The 21,584-nt window shown below is 70.0% G+C and carries 15 protein-coding genes; 4 read left to right on the top strand and 11 right to left on the bottom strand.

The genetic code is table 11. The features are described from left to right. The first annotated feature begins 73 nt into the window (after positions 1-73). Positions 74-802, top strand: a complete 729-nt coding sequence (locus ACQHIV_RS25345) for a TetR/AcrR family transcriptional regulator (protein WP_427885741.1) — start codon at positions 74-76, stop codon at positions 800-802. A gap of 4 nt (positions 803-806) precedes the next feature. Here the strand turns inward: ACQHIV_RS25345 and ACQHIV_RS25340 are convergent, their stop codons facing one another. From ACQHIV_RS25340 to ACQHIV_RS25315, 6 genes are all read right to left on the bottom strand, one after another. Further along, positions 807-1,472 carry a hypothetical protein gene (locus ACQHIV_RS25340; protein WP_427885740.1) on the bottom strand — a complete coding sequence of 222 codons (666 nt, stop codon included), beginning with the start codon at positions 1,470-1,472 and terminating at the stop codon, positions 807-809. Positions 1,473-1,476: 4 nt separating this feature from the next. Next, on the bottom strand, positions 1,477-2,775 hold the full coding sequence (locus ACQHIV_RS25335; RefSeq protein ID WP_427885738.1) for a M1 family metallopeptidase: 1,299 nt from the start codon (positions 2,773-2,775) through the stop codon (positions 1,477-1,479). Beyond that, positions 2,775-6,698 (bottom strand): Pls/PosA family non-ribosomal peptide synthetase, encoded by a 3,924-nt coding sequence (locus tag ACQHIV_RS25330; protein ID WP_427885736.1) that lies wholly within the window; start codon positions 6,696-6,698, stop codon positions 2,775-2,777. The genes ACQHIV_RS25335 and ACQHIV_RS25330 overlap by 1 nt, the downstream gene beginning before the upstream one ends. Before the next feature lie 160 nt (positions 6,699-6,858). Continuing rightward, positions 6,859-7,632 (bottom strand): hypothetical protein, encoded by a 774-nt coding sequence (locus ACQHIV_RS25325; RefSeq protein ID WP_427885735.1) that lies wholly within the window; start codon positions 7,630-7,632, stop codon positions 6,859-6,861. Positions 7,633-7,634: 2 nt separating this feature from the next. Further along, positions 7,635-9,404 (bottom strand): protein kinase domain-containing protein, encoded by a 1,770-nt coding sequence (locus ACQHIV_RS25320; protein ID WP_427885733.1) that lies wholly within the window; start codon positions 9,402-9,404, stop codon positions 7,635-7,637. Next, positions 9,401-10,519, bottom strand: a complete 1,119-nt coding sequence (locus ACQHIV_RS25315; RefSeq protein WP_427885731.1) for a neutral zinc metallopeptidase — start codon at positions 10,517-10,519, stop codon at positions 9,401-9,403. The genes ACQHIV_RS25320 and ACQHIV_RS25315 overlap by 4 nt, the downstream gene beginning before the upstream one ends. Before the next feature lie 79 nt (positions 10,520-10,598). On the opposite strand from ACQHIV_RS25315, the gene ACQHIV_RS25310 reads away from it, so the two are divergent. Then, the gene (locus tag ACQHIV_RS25310) at positions 10,599-12,308 is read left to right on the top strand and encodes a DUF2207 domain-containing protein (RefSeq protein ID WP_427885729.1); all 1,710 of its coding nucleotides are present in this window, start codon (positions 10,599-10,601) and stop codon (positions 12,306-12,308) included. Positions 12,309-12,357: 49 nt separating this feature from the next. Here ACQHIV_RS25310 and ACQHIV_RS25305 read toward each other — a convergent pair whose 3' ends face one another. Then, positions 12,358-13,365 (bottom strand): neutral zinc metallopeptidase, encoded by a 1,008-nt coding sequence (locus ACQHIV_RS25305; RefSeq protein ID WP_427885728.1) that lies wholly within the window; start codon positions 13,363-13,365, stop codon positions 12,358-12,360. A gap of 529 nt (positions 13,366-13,894) precedes the next feature. Here ACQHIV_RS25305 and ACQHIV_RS25300 point away from each other — a divergent pair. Beyond that, on the top strand, positions 13,895-14,035 hold the full coding sequence (locus ACQHIV_RS25300) for a hypothetical protein (RefSeq protein WP_427885726.1): 141 nt from the start codon (positions 13,895-13,897) through the stop codon (positions 14,033-14,035). A 1,641-nt stretch (positions 14,036-15,676) separates the two neighbouring features. On the opposite strand, the gene ACQHIV_RS25295 is transcribed toward ACQHIV_RS25300, so the two are convergent. After that, complete coding sequence (locus tag ACQHIV_RS25295) at positions 15,677-16,939, bottom strand: neutral zinc metallopeptidase (RefSeq protein WP_427885724.1); 1,263 nt, start codon at positions 16,937-16,939, stop codon at positions 15,677-15,679. Between the two features lie 130 nt (positions 16,940-17,069). On the opposite strand from ACQHIV_RS25295, the gene ACQHIV_RS25290 reads away from it, so the two are divergent. After that, the gene (locus ACQHIV_RS25290; RefSeq protein WP_427885722.1) at positions 17,070-18,773 is read left to right on the top strand and encodes a DUF2207 domain-containing protein; all 1,704 of its coding nucleotides are present in this window, start codon (positions 17,070-17,072) and stop codon (positions 18,771-18,773) included. Positions 18,774-18,827: 54 nt separating this feature from the next. Here the strand turns inward: ACQHIV_RS25290 and ACQHIV_RS25285 are convergent, their stop codons facing one another. Genes ACQHIV_RS25285 through ACQHIV_RS25275 form a run of 3 tightly spaced genes read right to left on the bottom strand, consistent with a single transcriptional unit; the run spans position 18,828 to position 21,511 of the window. Further along, positions 18,828-20,078, bottom strand: coding sequence for a peptidase C39 family protein (locus ACQHIV_RS25285; RefSeq protein ID WP_427885720.1), 1,251 nt, complete (start codon positions 20,076-20,078; stop codon positions 18,828-18,830). A 25-nt stretch (positions 20,079-20,103) separates the two neighbouring features. Continuing rightward, positions 20,104-20,661 carry a GNAT family N-acetyltransferase gene (locus ACQHIV_RS25280; RefSeq protein WP_427885718.1) on the bottom strand — a complete coding sequence of 186 codons (558 nt, stop codon included), beginning with the start codon at positions 20,659-20,661 and terminating at the stop codon, positions 20,104-20,106. 31 nt (positions 20,662-20,692) lie between these two features. After that, positions 20,693-21,511: a lysozyme gene (locus ACQHIV_RS25275; RefSeq protein WP_427885717.1), complete on the bottom strand. Its 819-nt coding sequence runs from the start codon at positions 21,509-21,511 to the stop codon at positions 20,693-20,695. Positions 21,512-21,584: the final 73 nt, after the last annotated feature.

Here is a 21,584-nt window from a genome sequence, read left to right as displayed (position 1 = left end):
GTATTCGTGTGTGGGTCACACTAATATAAAGTGTAAGGTACACACGAAGTCAATCCGGGAGGAGCCGGCCCTGATGCCGTCCGACGAATCGCAGCTGCCGCCGGGGCTCGTACTGGCCTGGGGCCGGCCGGCCAAGTCGCACCGGCTCGGCCGGAAGCCGACCCAGAGCGTCGAGCAGATCGTCGACGCCGCCCTCGAACTGGCCGATGCCGACGGGTTCGCCGCGCTGTCGATGCCCAAGCTCGCCCAGAAGCTCGGCCTGACCGCGAACGCGATCTACCGGTACGTCAGATCCCGCGACGAGTTGCTGGTCCTGCTCGCGGACGCCGCCTGGGGGCCGGCGCCCGACCTGCACGCCGCCGACTGGCGCGCGGGCGCAACCGGCTGGACCCGGGCGATGGTCGATCGCTGCGACGTACACCCCTGGCTCTGCGATCTCCCGATCCGTGGCGCGCCGATGACCCCGAACCTGCTCGGCTGGGCGGAGGCGATCCTGAGAGTGCTGACCGGCGCCGGGCTGAGCCCCGCCGAGAGCCTGTCGTGCGGGCTCCTGCTGGACGGGTACGCCCGGCGGACCGCCGCTGCTCGGCGCGACGTACAGGACAGCACCACCACCCCCGTGGAGCCGGCCGCGGTGGCCCGGTTCCTGGAGCCCCGCCTGCAGGAACTCGGGTACTCGATCCTGGCCGGGCTGATGGCCGGCGACCAGTACACCGACGAGGTCCACGACGACGACGTGGCCTTCGGGCTGGAGCGGATCCTCGACGGTATCGACGTACTGATCGTGCGGAAGCGGGGCTGACGCCCTACGGGCCGGAGCTGAAGCGTGGGTTGACGACGTGCGGGACCTCGCCGTGCCGCCGCCGGTTGGTGATCGCCGCGGCCACGACGATGCCCGCGGCACCGAGCAGCAGAAGGATGCTCGACACGACTTTGGCGGTGACGTGCAGCGGCCCGTCGAACTGCGCGGGCAGCACGTTGTGCGGGTCGACGATCAGCCGGACCTGGCCGTTCGGGAAATGCTTGTAGTCGCCGCTGCTCATGTCGTGGCTGTGCCCGTCGGGGCAGTCCGCGGTGAACGACTGCACCCCGGTGCCGTCGTAGCCGCGGACCTTGCACGTCACGACCCGGCCGACGTGCGACAGCACCAACGGCGTCGGCGTCATCAGGAACGGCACCGCCGCCATCCCGGCCGCCGCCGCCCCGAGGAACCCGAAGTACCCGCCGCCGAGCGTCGCGATGCCGATCACGAAGAACCCGCAGCCGAGCACCGTCGCCAGTACGGCGAACACGACGTTGTGCGGCGGCAACGCGTACAAGCCGCCGGCCAGCACGAACAGCACCGCGCCGATCGCGATGTTGCGCCAGGTGGGTCCCTTCGGCGAGCCCGGGCGGCGGAGCCGGCGACCGGCCACGATCACGATCAGCAGGATCAGCGCCGTACCGCCGTAGAACTCCCACCCGACGCTCATCGGCTCACCGCCTCCGGGGCAGTGGCGGCAGGTCGTACGAGTCCAGCCACGCGGCGAACAGCTTCCGCAGGGCGTCCTCGTCCGGGCTGAACGTCGTCGCCAGCGCGACGAACTCCGCCGTACTCACGGACCCGTGCCGGTGCGTCTTCGTCCAGGTGCGGAGCAGTTCGAAGAACGCGTCGTCGCCCAGGTGTTTCCGCAGTACGTGCAGGGTGATCGCGCCGCGCTTGTAGAGCCGGTCGTCGAACATCAGCTCCGGCCCCGGGTCGGACAGCAGCAGATCCTGCTCCAGGCCCTTCAGCCGGCTGTGGGCCTTCGCGACCTGCTGGTCCGCGGTCAGCCCGCCCGACTCCTCCGACCACAACCACTCGGCGTAACAGGCGAAGCCCTCGTTCAGCCAGATGTGCTGCCAGTTCGACGGGGTGAGGCTGTTGCCGAACCACTGGTGTGCCAGTTCGTGCGCGACCAGCCGCTCGGAGCCGCGCCGCCCGTCCACGTGGTTGCTGCCGAAGACCGAGATGCCCTGCGCCTCCAGCGGGATCTCCAGCGGGTCGTCGGTCACCACGACCGTGTACCCGCCGAACGGGTACGGTCCGAACAGCCGGCAGAACAGCTTCATCATGTCCTGCTGGCGCCCGAAGTCCTGCCGGAACTCGCGGATCTGCCCGCCCGGCAGCACCCCGCGGATCGTCACCGGGGACGTGGCCAGGTCGACCTCGTCGTACCGCCCGATTTGCACGGTCGCCAGGTACGTCGCCATCGGGGCCGCCTGGTCGAACACCCAGGTCGTCCGGCTGGCCTTCACCCGCCGGGACACCAGCCGGCCGTTCGCGACCACCTGGTACGGCGAGTCCGTGGTGATCGAGATCCGGTAGTGCGCCTTGTCGGCGGGGTGGTCGTTGCACGGGAACCAGGTGGCCGCGCCGCTCGGCTGGCTGGCCACGATCACACCCTCGGTGAGTTCCTCCCAGCCGAGCTCGCCCCACGGGCTGTCCTCGGGCTTCGGGTTCCCGCCGTACTGGACGTCGATCGAGAACTCGGCGCCGTCCGGGATCGGCGCGGTCACGTAGAGCTTGCCGGCGCGCTGGCTGAAACGCTGCGGGCGGCGGCCGTTCACCGCCACCTTCGACGCGCGGAGGCCGGACAGGTCGAGGCTGAAGCGGGTCAGCGGCTCGGTGGCGAAGGCGGTGATGGTCGCCTTGCCGCTCAGCCGGTTGCTGCTGACCCGATAGTCCAGCTCCAGGTCGTACGACTCGACCTTGTAGCCGGGGTTTCCATGGCTGGGCACATAGCGGTCAACCATCAGCCCTGCCAGGGAGCGATCGGGTTCCCAGCCCAGCGTGTACCCGCTGGAACACCTTCACCACGCATCACGAGAGACACCGGGCCGATGGTAGCCCCTGCTCCGATCCCGGCGGCCGGGAGGACGATGCCGTGCGGGCCGAGAGTTGCCCCGGGCCCGAAGGTGACTGTGTTCATGGAGAGAACTCGATCATGAAAAAGGTGCGTCTGCAGCACACAACCGCGATTCACCGTGGCGCCGTCGCCCAGGGTGATCAGATCCGCCTCCGGCAACCAGTACGTCTCGCACCAGACGCCCTTGCCGATCTTCGCTCCGAGTGACCGCAGCCAGAGGTTGAGCACCGGCGTACCGGCGGCGGCGTTCGCGAACCAGGGCGCGGCGACGAGTTCGACGAAGCTGTCGACCACCTCGTTGCGCCACACGAACGAGCTCCACAGCGGGTACTCGACGGCGCGGGTGCGGCCGACGATCAGCCACTTCGCGACCGTCGCCATCCCGCCCGCGACCGCGCCGGCGGCCAGGATCACCGCGCCGGACAGCAGCACGGCGAGCCACGGACCGAGCCAGATGTCCAGCGCCTGCAGCCCGAACAGCACGCCGAGCCCGATCAGCACCGTGCACATCATCGGCACGAACCGGCACAGCTCGACCAGCGCGCGAGCGACCTTCAGCTTGTACGGCGGGTTGTACGTGCGGCTCTGGTCGCCCGAGACGGCCTGCCGGCGGAGCTTCACCGGCGGCGAGCCGAGCCACGACGTACCGGCCTTGGACTTCTTCGGGGCCGCCGACAGCACCGCGACCAGGCCGTTCTTCGGGACCGAGCGCCCTGGCGCGGTCATCCCGGAGTTGCCGAGGAACGCGCGCTTGCCGACCTTCGCGCCGGCCACGTGCAGCCAGCCGCCGCCCAGCTCGTACGACGCGATCATCGTGTCGTCGGCGAGGAACGCGCCCTCACCGACCGTGGTCATCTTCGGCAGCAGCAGCACCGTCGACGCCTCGACGTCGCGGCCGATCTTCGCCCCGAGCGCCCGCAGCCACCAGGGCGTCAGCAGGCTCGCGTACAGCGGGAAGAGCAGCGTGCGGGCCGAGTCCAGCAGCCGTTCGGTTGCCCAGACCTGCCAGCCGATCCGGCTGCGGACCGGGTAGTGCCCGGGCTTGATGCCGATCCCGAGCAGCCGGACGCCGATCAGGGTCAGTACGGCGATCGTCGCGAAACCGACGACCGTCATCAGCGGGACCGCGGCCAGCGCGTGCAGCGCCGCCTGCTGCAGCGTCGACGTACCCCGGACCGAACGGCCGAGGACGGCGAACGCGGCCACGGCACCGGCGACCGGGATCAGCGACATCAGCGCGGACTGGGCGCCGTACGCCGCCACCCACCACGGCGCGCGGTTCGGCCGGTGGTCCGGCCACGGGTGCCGGGCGCGGCCGATCCGGGCCGCGGGGGAGCCGGACCAGCGCTCGTTCGCGGGGACCTTGCCGGAGACCGCGGAGCCGGCCATGATCTCGGCGCTCCGGCCGATCTCGGCGCCGGGCAGCAGCGTGCTGCGGGACCCGACCACCGCGTCGGCGCCGACCGACACCGGGCCGACGTGCAGCTGGTCGCCCTCGGTCCAGTAGCCGGCCAGGTCGACCTCCGGTTCGATCGAGGCGCCGCGGCCCATCGTGAGCATGCCGGTGATCGGCGGCAGCGTGTGTAGGTCGACGCCGCGGCCGATCTTCGCGCCGAGCGCGCGGGCGTAGTAGGTGATCCAGGGGGCGCCGGCGAGGTTCGCGGCACCGGCGGCGTCGGCCAGGTTCTCCGCGGCCCAGAGCCGGACGTGCACGTTGCCGCCGCGCGGATAGGTCCCGGGGCTGAGGTTGCGGAGCAGGATCCGGGCGCCGATCACTGCGATGCCCATCCGGCCCGCCGGGCTGATCAGGAGCAGCCAGCCGGCCAGGATCCACCACCACGACACGGTCCTCGCCCATGGCAGCGGGTCGATCAGGGTGGCGAGCAGGTTGTTCAGCGTGAACAGGTAGACCAGCCAGCGGACGCCGACGACGGTCTGCAGGATCAGGGTCAGCGCGGTCTGCAGGAGCTGGGTGCCGCGCGGCGTCGGCCGGATCTCGCGCAGCTCGACGGGCTCCTGCGCCGCGGGCTGGAAGTCGTCGAGCCGCTCCGCGAGCGCCCCGAGCCGCGGGTACTCGTAGATGTCGCCGACCGTCACCTCGGGGTACTGCTCGCGCAGCGCCGACACCAGTTGCGCCGCCGCGAGGCTGCCGCCGCCGTGCAGGAAGAAGTCGTTGTCGGGCCCGGTGACCTTGGCGCCGAGGACCTTCGTCCAGCGCTCCGCCAGCCAGCCCGCCGTACCGCTGAGCTCGGCCGCGGGGCCGTCGCTGTCCATCCCGGGCAGCGGCCAGGGCAGGGCGTTCCGGTCGACCTTGCCGGACGTCCGGGTCGGCAGCGTGTCGACGATCGCGAGCAGCGGTACGAGCGCCGCGGGCAGCGCCTCCCGCAGCCGCTCGGTGGCCTTCGCGTTGTCGAACGCGTCCGGATCCTCCGGTACGACGTACCCGACGAGGAGCTGGTTGCCCGCCGCGCTGTTCCGTACGGCGGCCGCGGCGCCGGTCACCCCCGGCAGCGCCTGCAGGGCGGCGTCGACCTCGCCGAGCTCGATCCGCCGGCCGCCGAGCTTCACCTGCTCGTCGGCGCGGCCCTGGAACAGCAGGCCGAGCGGGTCCGAGCGGACCAGGTCGCCGCTGCGGTACGCGCGTTCCCAGCCGAGCGTCGGCATCGGCGCGAACTTCTCCGCGTCCTTGGCCGGGTCGAGGTACCGGGCCAGGCCGACGCCGCCGATGATCAGCTCACCGATCTCGCCGTCGGCGACTTCGTTGCCCGCGGCATCCACTACCGCGAGGTCCCAGCCGTCCAGCGGAAGCCCGATCCGGACCGGCCCCTCGCCGGTCAGCTGCGCGGCACAGGCGACCACGGTCGCCTCGGTCGGGCCGTACGTGTTCCAGACCTCGCGGCCGTCGACCGCGAGCCGCTCGGCCAGCTCGGGCGGGCAGGCCTCGCCGCCGAAGATCAGCAGCCGGACCTGGTCCAGTGCGTCGGCCGGCCAGAGCGCCGCGAGCGTCGGCACGGTCGACACGATGGTGATGCCTTGGGCAACCAACCATGGTCCGAGGTCCATCCCGGTCCGGACCAGCGACCGCGGCGCGGGCACCAGGCAGGCGCCGTGCCGCCAGGCCAGCCACATCTCCTCGCAGGACGCGTCGAACGCCACCGACAGCCCGGCCAGCACCCGGTCGTCCGGCCCGATCGGCTCGTTCTGAAGAAACAGCCGGGCCTCGGCGTCCACGAACGCGGCAGCCGAGCGGTGCGTGACCGCGACCCCCTTCGGTACGCCGGTCGAGCCCGACGTGAAGATGATCCACGCGTCGTCGGTCGGCTCCGGCCCGCTGCCCTTGGCCTCCGTCGTACTCGAGGAATCCATCCGTGCGGAGTACGGGTAGTCGAAGGCGCCGTTGGCCGCGTCGTTGTCGATCGGGTCCGGCTGCGGGCGGGTCAGCGTGAGCGCCAGGTCGTCGCCGACCGTCGCCGCGACGTCCGCCTCGCCGAACACCAGCTCGGCGCGTTCCTCCGGGTCGTCGGCGTCGACCGGGACGTACGCCGCGCCGGCCTGCAGGGTGCCGAGAATCGCCACGTACAGGTCGTTGTGGCCGGACGAGATCCGGATCCCGACCCGGTCGCCCGGGCCGATCCCGGCCGCGGTCAGCCGGCCCGCGAACTTGCCGGTCTGCGCCAGCAGCTCGCGATAGCTGAGGCTGACGCTGCCGTCGTCCAGCGCCGGCTCGTCGGCGTATCTGCTGGCCGTCTCCTCGAGCACGTCCACCAACGTCCGCGCGGCCGTCGCCAACTCCCCGCGTCGCAACGTCACGGGCGGATAATACGCCGCTCAGTTACCAGTTCGATAACCAGAAGCGAACACGTGGGTGTGTCCATCAACCGCTTGAGCTAGACCGGGACGTTGACCGCGTTGTCACGACTCTTGAACATGCGGTGAAGGTAAGGCCGGTCGCCGGGGACCCCTCCCGAGCTCAGTCGTCCAGTACGTCGAGGTCCCGCGGGACCAGCGTGGTCGTCAGCAGCAGCGCGCGGAACAGGCTGTCGTTCAAGGCGTTGCCGACCGGCTCGCCGACCTCCTCACGGGTCAGCCCGGGTACGCCGTCCCGCGACAGGCGGGTGCGTACGTTCGACACCAGGTGCTCGACCCGCTTGGCCGTCCAGTTCTCGTCGGGCCGCAGCTCCGCGAGCTGGTCCGCGGCCTGTCGCCAGGAGATCGGCAACGGGTGCAGGTCGTGCAGGAGGTACCGCTGGCCGACCACGATCAGTGCCAGCTTCTCCGGCGGGGACAGCTGCCAGGTGCGCGGGGGCTGCGTTGGGTCACGTGGCCGCAGTACGGGGCGGCTGCCGCTGTCGCCGACGACGTACACCTGCAAGAGGTGCTCGCGACCGCTGGTGCCCTGGACGAACAGCGGCGTGTAACCCGGAGCGAGTGGCATCGGGTCCTCGCCGCCGAACAGCATCTGCTCGCGGGGGAATCGCACCGGCAGCCGTCCGGTCACCGCGACCCACCACTGACCGCCCCGGTAGCTGATGGACCCGTGCATGCGGCTGACGCGCTGGTCGTCCTCTCCGACCGACACGTGCACCTCTGACCGGTTCCGCCCGAACAGGATGGTCCGGTGCGCACCTGGGTCCGCGCTGACGCCGCCCTCGACACTCAGCACGAAGATGGTGCCAGGCTGTGCGTCGGGTACGCCGCTTGCCAGGCTGCGCTGGTTCTGGGGGAGTCTGCGGATCGCGTCCATCGTCACGCCTTCGGGAGCTTCGGGCCGGCTGCCTCGGCCAGCTTCGTCGCCAATCCGCACAGCGTGACGGGTTTCGCCGTACCGGCGATGGACATCGTCACCAGCTCCTCCTGGTCCTGCCCGTCCGCGTCGACGAACTCCCGGAACGTGATCACCACCGCACACGTGCCCGGGCCGTCGTTCTCGTTCGACAGGATCGCGGACCGGCCGCTGATCTTCAGCGGCTGCCCGTCCGTCGAGCCCGGCTGGTTCCGGTCGAAGTACAGGTCCACCTCGAGGTCGGTCGTCGTACTGTCCCAGCCGCACCTCCAGTTGCCGAACGACCTGTCCGGCTGGGACGCGTCGACACCCCGGATCAGCTTGAGCGCCTTGCTGTCCAGCAACGTGCACGCGTCGACGTACGCCAGCGAGTTGGCCGGCAACGGCGTCTTACGGCGGGGGATCGGGCCGGCCCGCAGTACGCCGATTGCCTTCTGCGTAACGGCCTCTGCCATCCCGCAGACATTCATCCCGGACCCGTGCGTGTGCTTGGCGACCACCAGGATCTGCGTACGGTCGGACAGCACCAGCAGTCGCTCGCAGCTGTCGCCACCGGACTTCTCCCGGGTCACGGTCCGCAGGTTGCCGGTGAACTTCTGTACGTCGCCTCTCGCCGTCTCCGTGCCGGGCAGGTTCAGTTCCGCGCGTACGTCGGCCTCCTGGTCGCCCTTGCCGGTCACGACCACGTCGCAGCGGTCGAAGTTGCCGTAGTCCGGCTCCAGGGTGGTCTCGCCGAAGCTCTTCAGGGAGGCCTCATCGATCAACGCGCAAGGGTCGACGGTCAGGGGGTTGCCGACGGGGCTGGTTGTTGGTGTTGACGAGGTTGTGGTTGTTGGTGCGCTGGAGGGTTTCGAAGGATCCGGGACAGCCTTCCCGATCAGTACGCCCAGGACTGCTACTACAGCGACGCCTGCAGCGGCTGCGGGGATCGCCCATCGTTTGCGGGGACGGGGCGGCGGCGTGTGGCCCAGTTCTTGGAGGACCTGGTCGATGGTGGGGCGTTCTGACGGCTCTACCGCGAGCATGCGGGTGATCAGCGGGGTCAGCTCGCCGCCATGCTTGAGCGGGTCGAGCTCACCGCGCGCGGAACGACGCAGTACCGCCAAGGGGTTCGGGTCGGTGCCGAAGGGGGAGTGGCCTTCCAGTGCGCTGTAGAGCACCGCGCCCAGTGAGAAGACGTCGGACGCCGTCGTCGGATCGTTGCCGTCAGCCACTTCCGGGGCGAGGTGGGTCGGCGTACCGACGGAGGTGCTGTCGGTCAGCGTCGCGTCGGCCCACAGCCGCTGCGAGATCCCGAAGTCCGCGAGTTTCGCCGTACCGTCGGCCGTGACCAGGACGTTCGCCGGCTTCAGATCCCGGTGCAGGATGCCGGCCGCATGCACCGCCCGGAGCGCGGACGCGATCTGGGCGCCGATCCGCGCCACCTGGTCGACCGGCAACCGCCCCAGCTCGTCCAGGCTGCGCGACGGCAGGTACTCCAGCACCAGCCAGTGCTCGTCGCCGTCGGAGACCACGTCGAAGATCGTCACCACATGCGGATCGTGCAGCCGGGCACCGGTCCGGGCCTCGCGCCGCAGCCGTCGCCCGTCCTGGTCGTCGACACCGGCGTGCGCCCGCTTGAGCGCGACCGTACGGTCCAGTTGCTGATCGTGGGCACGCCAGACCGAGCCCATGCCGCCCGCGCCGAGCGGTTCCCCCAACAGGTAGCGGCCCCCGACCAGGCGCCCAGTCACTTCACCAGATCCGCCGATACCGCAAAGGTGTCGCAGGCCTTGTTCGCGCCGACGTTGAACCCGTTCTGGATCCAGAACCCCTGGCTGGTGGCCAGACCGTGCGTACGCTCGTCCTCCGGCGTGTCCGGCGACTCACCGAAGCTGTTGCTGGACTGCTCCTTGAACTCGTCCAGCCGGTTGGTCAACGGGTACGTCTTCGCCACGGCCCGGCTGAACACGCCACCGAAGCAGGACGCCTGCAACTCGTTCCGCCGCGAGCTCTCCAGCTTCTGGTCCGGGTGGTCCTGCAGGTACGCTGCCCGCGCGTAGAACAGGCCGGTCACACCCTGCACGTGGTGCCCGTACTCGTGCGCGATCGTCATCAGGTAGGCCAGGTCCTCCTTGGGACCGAAGGCCTTGTCCATCTGCTTCACGTCGACGTACATGATCTGGTTGCCGTAGCAGTAGAACGCCAGGACCCGGCCGGACAGCGGCTCGAAGTTCCCGCACGCGGTCTGCACCGGCTTGTCGAAGACGACCAGCCCGGGGTCCGGCTTGTCCTGGCCGAGCTCGTGGAAGACCGGGCGCCAGGCGTCGTTCAGGCACTTGAAGAGGCGCTGGTAGTACACCTTCTGCGCGGCCAGGCCCCCGTTGCCGAGGTCGGCCGACTTGCAGTTCTGTTCCTGCAGCGGGCCGGTCCGGTAGACGTCCGCGTTCAGCAGGAAGTCCTCGGCGGTGCCCTTCTCCGGGTTGGTGGTCGGCGTCGGCACGATCGACGGGCCGGTGATCTTGGGCTCGACGGGCCCGGACGCGGTGGAGGTGCTGCCGCCGGTCCACAGCACGATCGCCATGATCGCCGCCGCGATGCCGATGACCACGAGGAGCGAGAAGCCGAGCAGTACCAGGCGGAACGAGCTGTCCCGCCGGGGCGGCGGCTGGAACCCGTTGAAGTGGCCGGGACCGCCGTACGGCCGGCCCTGGAACTGGCCCTGGTACGGCGCTTGACCCTGTTGCTGGGGCCACGGTGCGGACTGCGGCGGCGGGAGGACGCCGGGCGGCGGGCCGAGCGGGCGGCCCTGCTGCTGGCCCTGTGACTGGCCTTGCTGCTGGCCGCCGTAGCCGTACGGGCTGCTCACAGCTCTTGGCCTCCCTGTGGTCGGGTCACGCGGTCTGTCGGGTTCGCTGCACGAACCGGCACGAGACTACCCTCGACCCATGTCACCGAAGCGCCGCCTCCTTCCGGCTGCCCTCCTGATGTCCCTGACCGCCCCGGTCGCCGGCCTGTTCGTTGCCCTCAGCCCGGTGTCCGCCCAGGCCGCCGTGACCGCGGACGACCAGATCACGGCGTACACCGCGGACGCGACCCTGACCAAGGACGGCCAGCTGCAGGTCAAGGAGACCGTGGACCTGGCTCCCGGCGGTACGACGTTCAGCCGGACGCTGTCCACGCGGGTCCGGGCCGACGCCGACCGGGACCGGACGTACGACCTCAAGGACGTCTCTGCGACGGTGAACGGGCAGCCCGCGCAGGGCTTCCAGAACCAGAGCGTCGACGACGGCCGCAAGCTGACGCTGAACGTCTCCGGGAAGTCCCAGATCGTCTACAACTACACCGTCGGCAACGTGGTCGCCGACTCGGTCGACGGCCGCGAGGTGAGCTGGCCGGTCGTGCAGGGCTTCGGTGTGTCGATCCCCCAGGCCAAGCTGAACATCAGCGTCCCGTTCGCGACCTGGGTGACCTGCTTTGCCGGGCGCACCGGGTCGAGCATGCCGTGTACGACGTCGCAGCTGGGGGAGTCCGCCGAGCTCGAGATCCAGCAGAACGGCGTACCGGCGGCCGGGCGGGTGACGTTCCTGACCGGGCTGAGCGACCAGGCCACGGTGCAGCCGAACGCGAAGTACACGACGCCGTGGTCGCTCGGCCGGGCGTTCACCGTCGACTCGACCACCGGCGGGCTCGCGATCCTGATCTTCGGCATCGGGCTGCTCGGCGCGGTCGGCCTGTGGTTCTTCCGCGGCCGGGACGCCGCCAAGGTCGGCCACGGTGCGCCGGAGCGCCCGGTGCTGGACGGCGCCGACGGGCCGCAGTTCGCCGCGCCGGACGGTATCCGGCCCGGCCAGGTCGGCACCGTGGTGGACGAGTCGGCCGACGTCGTCGACATCACCGCGACCCTGCTGGACCTTGCCGTCCGCAACTACCTGACGATCGTCGAGCAGCCGCGGGACTCGCACTTCGGCAAGCTGGACTGGGAGCTCAAGCGGCTGCACCCGGGCGGTCCGGAGCTGCTCGCGTACGAGAAGGCGTTGCTGGACGCGGTGTTCGCGGACGGTGACGCCGTACTGGTGTCCGCCCTCGGGCACTCGCTCCGGCCGCGGCTCAACCTGGTCCGGGAGCAGCTGTACGCCGACGTCGTCACGCAGGGCTGGTTCAACAACCGCCCGGACGCCGTACGGAACCGTTGGACCACGGCGGGCGTGGTGCTGCTCGGCGCGGGCGTCGTACTGACGATCGTGCTCGCGATCGTCAGCAAGTTCGCCCTGGTCGGGTTCGCGGTGATGGCGGCAGGGCTGGTGCTCGCACTGGTCGGCCAGGCCGCACCGGCCCGTACCGCGCGCGGTGCCGCCGTACTGGGCAGGGTGTTCGGTCTGCAGCACTACCTGGCCAACGAGACCTCCGCGGACCTGCCGGAGGGCAGCCGGCTCGAGTTCGCGTCCCGGTGCCTGCCGTACGCCGCCGTACTCGGGCTGACCGAGAAGTGGGCGCAGGAGATCGCGGCCACCGATGACGACGACGACCCGGACGAGGGCATCGGCTGGTACTCCGGCCCGGAGAACTGGCACCTGTCGAACATCGGGGAGTCGCTGAGCAACTTCGTCACGTCGTTCGGCGGCTCGCTGAGCAACGCGCGGCGGCTGTTCGGCTAAGACGCGCCAAGAGCCGGCCCATCGTCGTGATGGGCCGGCTCTTTTTGTCTCAGTTGACCCGTACGGGCGCGGCGGTGAAGGTGTTGCAGGAGTTGGGCTGCTTGCTGTTGTAGCCCGCGATCGACCACTGGTAGTTGCTCACCCGGTTGCCGTGGTCGTGCCCACGCGGTACGGCGTAGTCGTCGCCCATGTGCGCGATCAGCAGCCTCCAGTTCGCGAGCAACGGGCCGGACATCGGGGTGAACTGGGCGTTCGCACCGAGGTAGACCGCGCCCAGGCAGGTCGCCTGCAGCTCACGCCGACGGCTCTCGGTCAGCTGCTGCGTCGCGTTCATGCTCTTCTGCCGGGTCAGCGACGACGCGAGGATCCCGCTCAGCTTCTGCACGTGGTGCCCGTACTCGTGGGCGAACGTGTTCAGAATGATCGCCCGCGCGTAGACCGGGTTCTTCGCGTAGTTCACGCTGTCGACCGTGAACGGCAGGTAGATCGTCTCGTTCGCCAGGCAGTACGCCGCCCGGACGCTGCGCTGCATCCCGCACGGCGACGACAGCTTGCCGACGTACACGACCGCCTTCGGGCTCCGGAACGGCAGGTTCGCCTTCTTCATCGCCAGCCACCAGGTCCGGTTCAGGCACAGCATCAGCCGGGTGTAGTACTGCTGCGTGGCCGGCACGGTCACCGGCGCGAACGCCGGCTCCACACACTTCGACGCCGCCACCGGGCCGATCGTGTACAGCCGGCTCCCCTTCACCACCTCGTCCACCGTCGGCCCCCGCGGACCGGTCGGCGTCGGCGACGAAGGCGTCGGGGACGGCGACTCCGAAGGCGTCGTCGACGCCGGGGCGGTCGGGGTCTGCTTCGCCTCCGCGTCGCCACCACCGACACTCCGCACGATCAACGTGATCCCGGTCGCGAGCACGAGGACGGACAACGCGACGATCCCGATCAGCAACGGCCGCGTCAGCCGCTTCTTCTTGCGACGGCGTCCGCCCGGCGGCTGCGGAATAGGAATGGGCGGATACTGCCACGTAGGCGCCTGCTGCACAGGCTGCCCCATCGGCCCGATCTGGCCACCGCCAGGCCCGCCCTGAGCTCCCTGCCCGCCCTGCGAGGAGTGCCGCCCGCCCTGCTGTCCCTGAGGCGGCAACGCATTACTCCAAGGCGAAGCCGGCTGCTCCTGGTTTCCCTGCGCGCCCCACAGATAAGACCCCTCAGAATGCGGCCCTGACTGCCGCGGCCCCTCCTGCTGCGAAGGCGACGCCTGCCAAGCACTCGACTCAGACTGCGTCCGCCCCCCGGTCTGCAGCGTCCAAGACTGGTTACCCCAAGACCCACCACCCTGATCACCACCGCCCTGATCACCACCGCCCTGATCACCACCGCCCTGTGAGCCACCGCCCTGTGAGCCACCCGCCTCACCGGCCTGCGACCCCCACGACGCGCCCTGCCCAGACCCGCCCGCAGACGACCCGCCGCGGGTACCACCCGCGGGGCCGTCAGCCGACGTACCGACGCTGCCGTCACCCGATGTACGAGCGCTGCCGTCACCCGACGTACGAGCGCTGCCGTCACCCGACGTACCGGAGTTGCCGACGGGCGACGTACCGGAGACGCCGAGGGGCGACGTACTGGAGTTGCCGTCAGCCGACCTACCGGAGGTGCCGGCGGACGACGAGCCGGAGCTGTTGCCGGGGGACGTACCGGCGCCGGACGAACCGTCCGGCTGACCCGCGCCGGTCTCCACAGGCTCGGACCAGGAAGGCCGCGGCTGCCACGGGTCCGGCCCGTTCGTCCCGGACTGCCCCTGATTCGGCTGCCACAAGTCAGACGTACCCGAACCAGTCTCACCCGGCTCGCCCTGCGACCACGCCGGCTTGGAAGGAGCCCAATCCGGATTAGCCCGCCAAGCCTCCTCACCCCCCAGCCCAGAACCGGCCTGGCCAGGCCCGGACTGCCCGCCCCCGGCCTGGCTCGGCCCGGACTGACCAGGCGCGAACGGTCCACCACCGGGCTGACCCGCGCCGGGCTGACCTGCGCCGGACTGACCTGCGCCGGGCCGACCCGAGGTCGGCTGGCCGGGACCCGGTACGCCGGAGCTGTACGAGCCGGAGGTAGAGCCGCCGGGACCAGGTTGACCCGTGCCGAACGGGCTGGCCCCAGGCCCGCCGGGACCCGCTTGACCCGGACCCGGCTGCCCAGGCCCGAACGACCCGGAGCCCGGACCCGCTTGACCGGAGCCGAATGAGCCGGCACCCGCCTGAGCGGGACCTGCCTGACCAGGGTCGGACGAGCCGGGGCCGGGACCCGCTTGACCGGGACCTGCCTGGCCAGGGCCTGCCTGGCCAGGGCCGAAGGAGCTAGGGCCAACCTGACCCGAGCCTGGTTGGCCGGGGCCTGGCTGACCGGGGGCGTATGGGCCGGAGGTCGGAGCGCCGGGGCCTGGTTGGCCCGGACCGTACTGACCTGGACCGTACTGGCCCGGGGCCGGCGCGCCTGCGGGGCGACCCGGGGTGGGGCGGTTGGGGGAGGACTGGTTGTCTGGCTGGTCGGGATGTTCGCGGCGGTTGGGGTCCCAGCCGCCGTCGAACCAGTTGTTGGGCTGGGTGTCGGGCTGACCCGGGTTCTGGAACTCGCGCTTGGCCTGGTTGTCGCCACTCCACCAACTGGAACCCTGACCGTCCCCACCAGTCGGCTGCTCACCGGAAGCAGGCGCCTGCGGACCGCGCTCGTTGTCCCGCGCCCCGAACCACCCACCGGACGCACCTTGCCCACCCCCGGCCCCACCGGAAGCAGCAGCCCCGTCCTGACCACCAGCCTCAGGCCCCCGCCGAGAAAACCAACTTTCCCCAGACCCAGGCTTCCCCACCCCGGACCCGCCTGGACCGCCAGGGGTTGGGTTGCCGGGACCGTTTACGCCAGAGGTGCCCGCGCCGGGGTTGCCGGTGTTGGGGCCGTACTGGGTGGGTGCGCCGGGGTTGTTCTGGCCGGGGCCGTAGTTACCGGGGCCGGACGTCCCCGGGCCGCCGGGGCCGCCAGGTCCGCCTGTGCCGGGGTCGCCAGGGCCGCCTGTGCCAGGTTCACCTGTGCCGGGGCCGGCGGGGCTGGGTGTGCCTGGGGCTGGGGTGGTGGGGTGGTCAGGAACGGGCTCCTGTGGGCGGTCCGGCTGGGGTTCAGCCGGGTCGCTCCCCGGGGGCTGGTTCCAGTTGTCCGACATCGATGCTCCTCACGACCTTGCTTGGCGTAGCTCGTTGGTGGGGCGCCGAAGCCGCCTCCCCCGGCACATACTCTGCGCGATCCGGACCCACCAGGCTAGCTAGTTCGGCAGGTCGCCCGGCAGTTGGTTCGGCAGGAGTGATCGGACCGTGCTCTCACTGGACCTTGCCGGCCGAAGCGGACCAGGTGTTGCAGACGCGTGGGTCGCGGGCGTTGTAGCCGCGGAGGGCCCAGTACTGGTGGTTGTTGGCGTCGCCGTGGTCGTTGTTCAGGTCGGTGACGTGGCCGATCAGCCAGCGCCACTGGAACTGCGCCTGCCCGGTGACGGGGTAGCTGTTCTTGTTGGCGCCGATGAAGATGTCCGAGAAGCAGGAGGCCTGGAGTTCGAGCCGCCGACTGTCCTGGAGTTCCATCGCGTAGTTCGGCCGCTCGTACCGGATCCGCGCGTACGCCTGCAGGATGCCCATGTTGTTCTGTACGTGGTGCCCGTACTCGTGGGCCATCTGGTGCAGCATCCACATCCGCGCCCACACCTTCTGATAGCTCTGTGGGTACCGGTTGTAGTTGCCGGTGTCCTCGGTGAGGTTCATGTAGATGGTGTCGTTCGTACCGCAGAAGAACGGCGGGTTGGCGTCCGAGTGGGTACCGCAAGGCGACGACACAGACCCGCTGAACGTGATCACGTGTGGCGCACGGAACCGTCCGCCGGACTTGGCGACCATCGGAGCCCAGGCCTTGTTCAAACAGCCCAGCAGGTTCTTGTAGTTCGCCCTGGCTCCGGCTGCGCTGCTGGGCCGTGCACTGGCCTCCTTGCAGCGCACAGACGACATCACACCGGCCTTGTACAGGGCGTTCTTCACAACAAGATCGCTGTCCGAAGGGCCAGGGTTGGTCGGCTTCGACGTGGTCGTCGTCTGCCGGCTGGCCGTCGGGCGGGTCGGCTGGGTGGTGGACTGCGTGGTGGTCGGCTCGCCCTGCGTGGAGGGCGCCTCGGTCGGCTCCGTCGGCCGCGTCGGGCTGTACGTCGTCGTGATGCTCGGCTCGGACACCGGGTCGCTGTTGTGCTTCAACGCCGACGACAGCGCCTTCAACGCCGTACCGCCGATCACGAGCACACCAAGAACCACCAGTACGGCGATCAGCGGGCCACGGCCCTTCTTCTTCGGCGGCCGTGGTCCACCAGGCGCGGCGCCCCAGCCGAACTGCTGCTGCGGCTGCCCCGGAAATGGTTGCCCTGGGTAACCAGGAGGCCCCTGCCGCGGAGGACCCTGGTACGGCGGTCCCTGCGGCGGCCCTTGGTACGGCGGACGGCCAGGCGGCGGTGTTCCGCCGTACCCGGGCCCCTGCTGCCACGGTTGCTGTGGCTGCTGCGGCGGGTACTGCTGACCGGGCGGTGGTCCCCATTGGTTGCCTGACACCCCCGTGACGCTACCGGAGTGCGGGCTCAACTTTGCCCGCGGCTGGGGTCCCCCGTTGCGTGCCTGACACCCGGCGGACGCTAGGGTGCCCGGTGTCAACCTGACCCTCTCTCTACGGTGTGATTGGGCGATGCGTCTACGTCTCCTCGGGCTCTCCCTGTGTGCCCTCGGCCTGCTCGGCCTGTCCGCTGTCCCCGCGGGCGCGGCCGGGACCGGTGCCGCGGCCGGAAGCAGCGCGACCGCCGACCCGGTGGTCACCAACTACGACAGTCAGGTCCGGGTCGAGCGCGACGGCCTGCTCCGGGTCTCGGAGACCTGGAAGCTGAGCAACGTGAACGGGACCTTCACCCGGTTCGTGGTGACCCGTGACCACCTGGACAACGACATCGACCACGTCCAGGAGATCGGCGACCTGCAGGTCAAGGCCGGCGGCCAGGACAAGAAGACCGAGGTGAAGACGGACGGCGACGTCACCTCGATCGCGGTCCCGGACGTGACCAGCAGTACGACGGAGCTCGACTTCACGTACACGGTGAAGGGCGCGGTCTCGAAGACGCTGGACGGCACCGAGGTGCAGTTCGCGCCGCTGACCGGGATCAGCATCCCGATCCAGGAGGTGAACACGGTCTTCAGCGTCCCGGACGTGACGCACGTGGCCTGTTTCGCCGGCCCGGTGAACAGCAACGTCCCGTGTTCGCTGGCGCAGATCGGCGAGACCTCGGGCCCGACGTTCAAGCAGACCGCGCTGCCGCCGGGCAACACGGTCCGGATGATCGTCGGCTTCCCGAAGGACCAGATCGCGGCGAACACGATCGTCGAGTACCGGCACACCTTCAAGCGCGCCTTCTCCACCGACGCCGCGCAGCTGATCACCGCGCTGCTGGTGCTGCTGCTCGGCGCGATCGCGCTCGGCGTGCTGTACCGGCTCCGCGGCCGCGACCAGGTGGACCCGCGGCGCGTCGTACCGGCGTCGCTGTTCAGCCTGGGCACCGACGCGCGGATCGACTTCACGCCGCCGTCGGACCTGCGGCCCGGTGAGGTCGGCACGCTGATCGACGAGCGGATCGACCCGGTCGACGTGACCGCGACGATCATCGACCTCGCGGTCCGCGGCCACATCACGATCATCGAGCTGGACAAGCGCAGCGAGTACGCCCGCGGCGACTGGGAGCTGCGCCGGGTCGCGAACGCGCCCGCCGAGGAGCTGCACCGGTACGAGAACGTCCTGATCCGGGCGATCTTCGGCGACGCCGACTCGGTGCTGGTCTCCGAGCTCGGCAAGCAGGTCCGCGCCGGTCTCGACCAGGTCCAGGACGCGCTGTACGACGGTGTCGTGAAGCGCGGCTGGTTCACCGAGCGCCCGGACCGGACCCGTTCGCTGTGGGCGACGATCGGCATCGGCACCACCGTCGTCGGCGTCATCGCGACCGTACTGCTGGCGCTGCTGTCGACCTGGGGTCTGCTCGGGCTCGCGATCACGCTGGTCGGTGTCGGGCTGCTGGTGATCGGCCGCTACATGCCGGCCAAGGCCCCGGCCGCCGGCCGTGTGCTCGGCCAGGTCGCCGCGATCCGCGGTGAGCTGCTGGAGATGGACGTCAGCGAGCTCCCGGCCGACCAGGCGGTCGACCTGTGCTCGCGGGCGCTGCCGTACGCCGTCGTGCTCGGCGGCTCGGAACGCTGGATCGACGCACTCGTTGCCACCGACACCACACCGGGCGTGGAGGACGAGGGCTTCCCGTGGTACCGCGGCCCGGGCGGCTGGCACCTGCAGTACCTGCCGGACTCGCTCCGCAATCTCACCACGAACCTGACCGGCGCACTGTTCGCCCGCTGAGTTCTCGAAGAACAGAGCCCGCCACGCCGCCCCGGCGTGGCGGGCTCTGTCGTCTCACCAGTTGTGTTGCGGATCAGAAGGCGCCGGCAGCGCAGTGCCTTCCGGATGCACCACGTAGACCAGTCCGCCCGAGTGTGGCACCCAGGCGTTCTCGAACGCGGTCCGGTCGTACGTCGTGCGCACCTGGTCGTTGCTGGCGATCAGATGCGACGCGGGGTCGTTGACGATCACGTTTCCGGCCTGGTCGAACCCGACGATCACCATCAGGTGCCCGTTCGTGCCGTACCCGGCGCCGGGCAGGTCGCCCTTCTTGAACGACAGCGACGCGATCAACGGGATCCCGGCCTTGATGAACTGCTCCGCCTCGGTCAGCGACCGCAGCCGCGTGACGAACGCGTCCACGCCGCGGGACCCGGCGTACGCCGTGTTGAACGGCCAGTTGCCGGCCCCGTCGTACGCGTAGTCGAACACCGAACGCGCCGAGTGGTCCACCTGCGGGTCGGTGTACGACGGATCCACCCACGCGGTCTCGGCCGCCGTCGGACCGGCGCCCCAGTAGTCCAGCACCATCGCGGTCGAGGTCGCCGAGCACCAGGCCTCACCGCCACCGTCCCACTGCGGGTACTGGCCGACGTGTGTCTCCTGCGAGTACGTCGGAACGTTCAGTACGACGCCCTCCGCGCCGCCGAGGGGGCTCGCGGCAACCTTCTTGTCGGACGGCAGCGCCGACGCCATCGCGCCGACGGACCGAACCACCGGGGCCTGGGTGGTCCCGCTCAGCCGGTACAGCGTGACCTTCAGCTGCCAGCGGTCCAGCCACTTGCCGGTCGCGGCCTGGAAGGTGTCGACGGCAACGGATCCGTCCGCGTCGCCCTGGCTGGGGACCGAGGTGCGGTGGATGTCGCCGGCAGCAGTGTCGTCGCCGCCCGACCAGCGGCCGAGCACGTACCACTTGGTGGCCGTGCCGAGGTTCGTCGTACCGGCCAGCGACACCTCGACCCAGGTGCCGGGCGGGGTGGTGGCATTCCAGGACGCGACCAGCTCGGTCAGCCCGAAGCCGGTGCTGACCGGCGGCGACACCCAGCTCGCCCGGTCGTACGACTTCGCGGTGCCGTCGCCGAACGGGTCGACGTACGACGTGGTGCCGGTCGACGTACCGAACGTGAGGGTGCCGTCGGCGACCGTTGTGCCAGACTGCTGGCCGGCCAGGAAGTCCGCGGTCGACGTCCAGCTCCGGTACGCGATCGCGCGCTCCGAAGCAACCTTCACAGCTTGGCTCGGCACGGCGCCGGTACTGAGGACCACAACCCCCAGCATAATGGAAAGAATTTTACGAGCGGTCGTCCCACTCGGTGTAGAGCATCGCGAAGACCAGTTCATCGGTCCACTCGCCCTTCAGGTACTCGTTCCGCACGAAGTGCGCCTCCTGGCGCAGCCCGAGACGCTGCAACAGCTTCACCGAGCCGGTGTTGCAGGCGTCCAGCCGGGCGATGATCCGGTGCAGGCCGAGCTCCTCGAACCCGAGGCGCAACAGTTCCACCGAGGCCTCCGCGGCGTACCCGTGACCGTGCGACTCGGGGTGGAAGACGTACCCGATCTCGCCGGTGCGCTGCTCGGTGCTGTTCAGGAACAGCGTGACCTCGCCCAGGTGCCGGCCGGTGTCCCGCAGGATCACTGCGACGGTGAGCGCTTGACCGTCGGTGTCCATGGGGACATCGGCCAACCTGCCGGTGAGGGCCTCTTTGACCTGCTCGGGCGTCCGTACGTCGTACAGCAGGAAACGCGTGACGTCCGGGTTGGACTGCAGCTTCAGCAGGTCGTCGTAGTCGTTCTCGACGTAGCGTCGAAGGGTCAGGCGGTCGGTCTCGATCGGCAGCGAGTAGCTCACCGATCGAGACTATGCGACCGCCGCAACCCTTTTAGCCGTTGGCGAGCGCCTGCAGCCGGCTGTAGTCGCCGTTGAAGTGGTCCTGGTCGAGCGGCGACGAGGTCCACTGCCAGAAGGTGTAGAACGGCCACCCTCCCGGCAGCGTGCCCACAGTGGACGAGTAACGCGCAACCCAGAGCGGATTGGTGGTGTTGAACGCGGTGCTGTTACCGGTGCAACGGCTCCACCAGTCGTAGTTGGTGTAGATCACCGCGTCGCGGCCGGTCTTGGCCTTGTACGTGTTGGTGAAGTCGCGGATCCAGCTGACCATCGCGGATGCGCTGAGCCCGTAGCACGTCGCACCGTACGGGTTGTACTCGATGTCGAGGGTGCCCGGCAGGGTCTTGCCGTCCCTGGACCAGCCGCCACCGTGCGCGACGAAGTACGCGGCTTGTGTTGCACCGCTGGAGTCGCTCGGGTTGGCGAAGTGGTACGAGCCGCGGATCATGCCGACGTTGTACGACCCGTTGTACTGCTGGGCGAAGTAGGCGTTGGTGTAGTAGGTGCCCTCGGTCGCCTTGACGTAGGCGAACCGCTTGCCCTGGTTCCACCAGGAGGACCAGTCGACGTTGCCTTGGTAGGCGGAGACGTCGATGCCTTCGACAACCGCGGTGGTGCTCATCGGCGACGCCGCGGTGCTGGTCGTGGTCTTGTTCTGTGTCCAGCCCATGTAGCCGCCACCGGCAACGGTGACGCCGTGCTGGCGAGCCTGCGCGGTGGGCTGATGGGCGTTGCTTGCTTGGGCGGAGCCGACCGAGGCCAAGAGCAGGCCGAGGGTCGCGGCGACACCCGTGAAAAGGGCGGACTTCACGGTTTCCTCCAGAGCGAGATGAGGGGCGGACAAAGCGCTCAGCGGAGGTCTTACCCGACTTCGGAGGAAATCA

The sequence above is a fragment of the Kribbella polygonati genome, assembly GCF_050320105.1.
In the GTDB taxonomy this organism is placed as follows: Bacteria; Actinomycetota; Actinomycetes; order Propionibacteriales; family Kribbellaceae; genus Kribbella.
The sequence above is the reverse complement of the archived record's forward strand: the minus strand, read 5'-3'. Positions and strand labels throughout refer to the sequence as shown.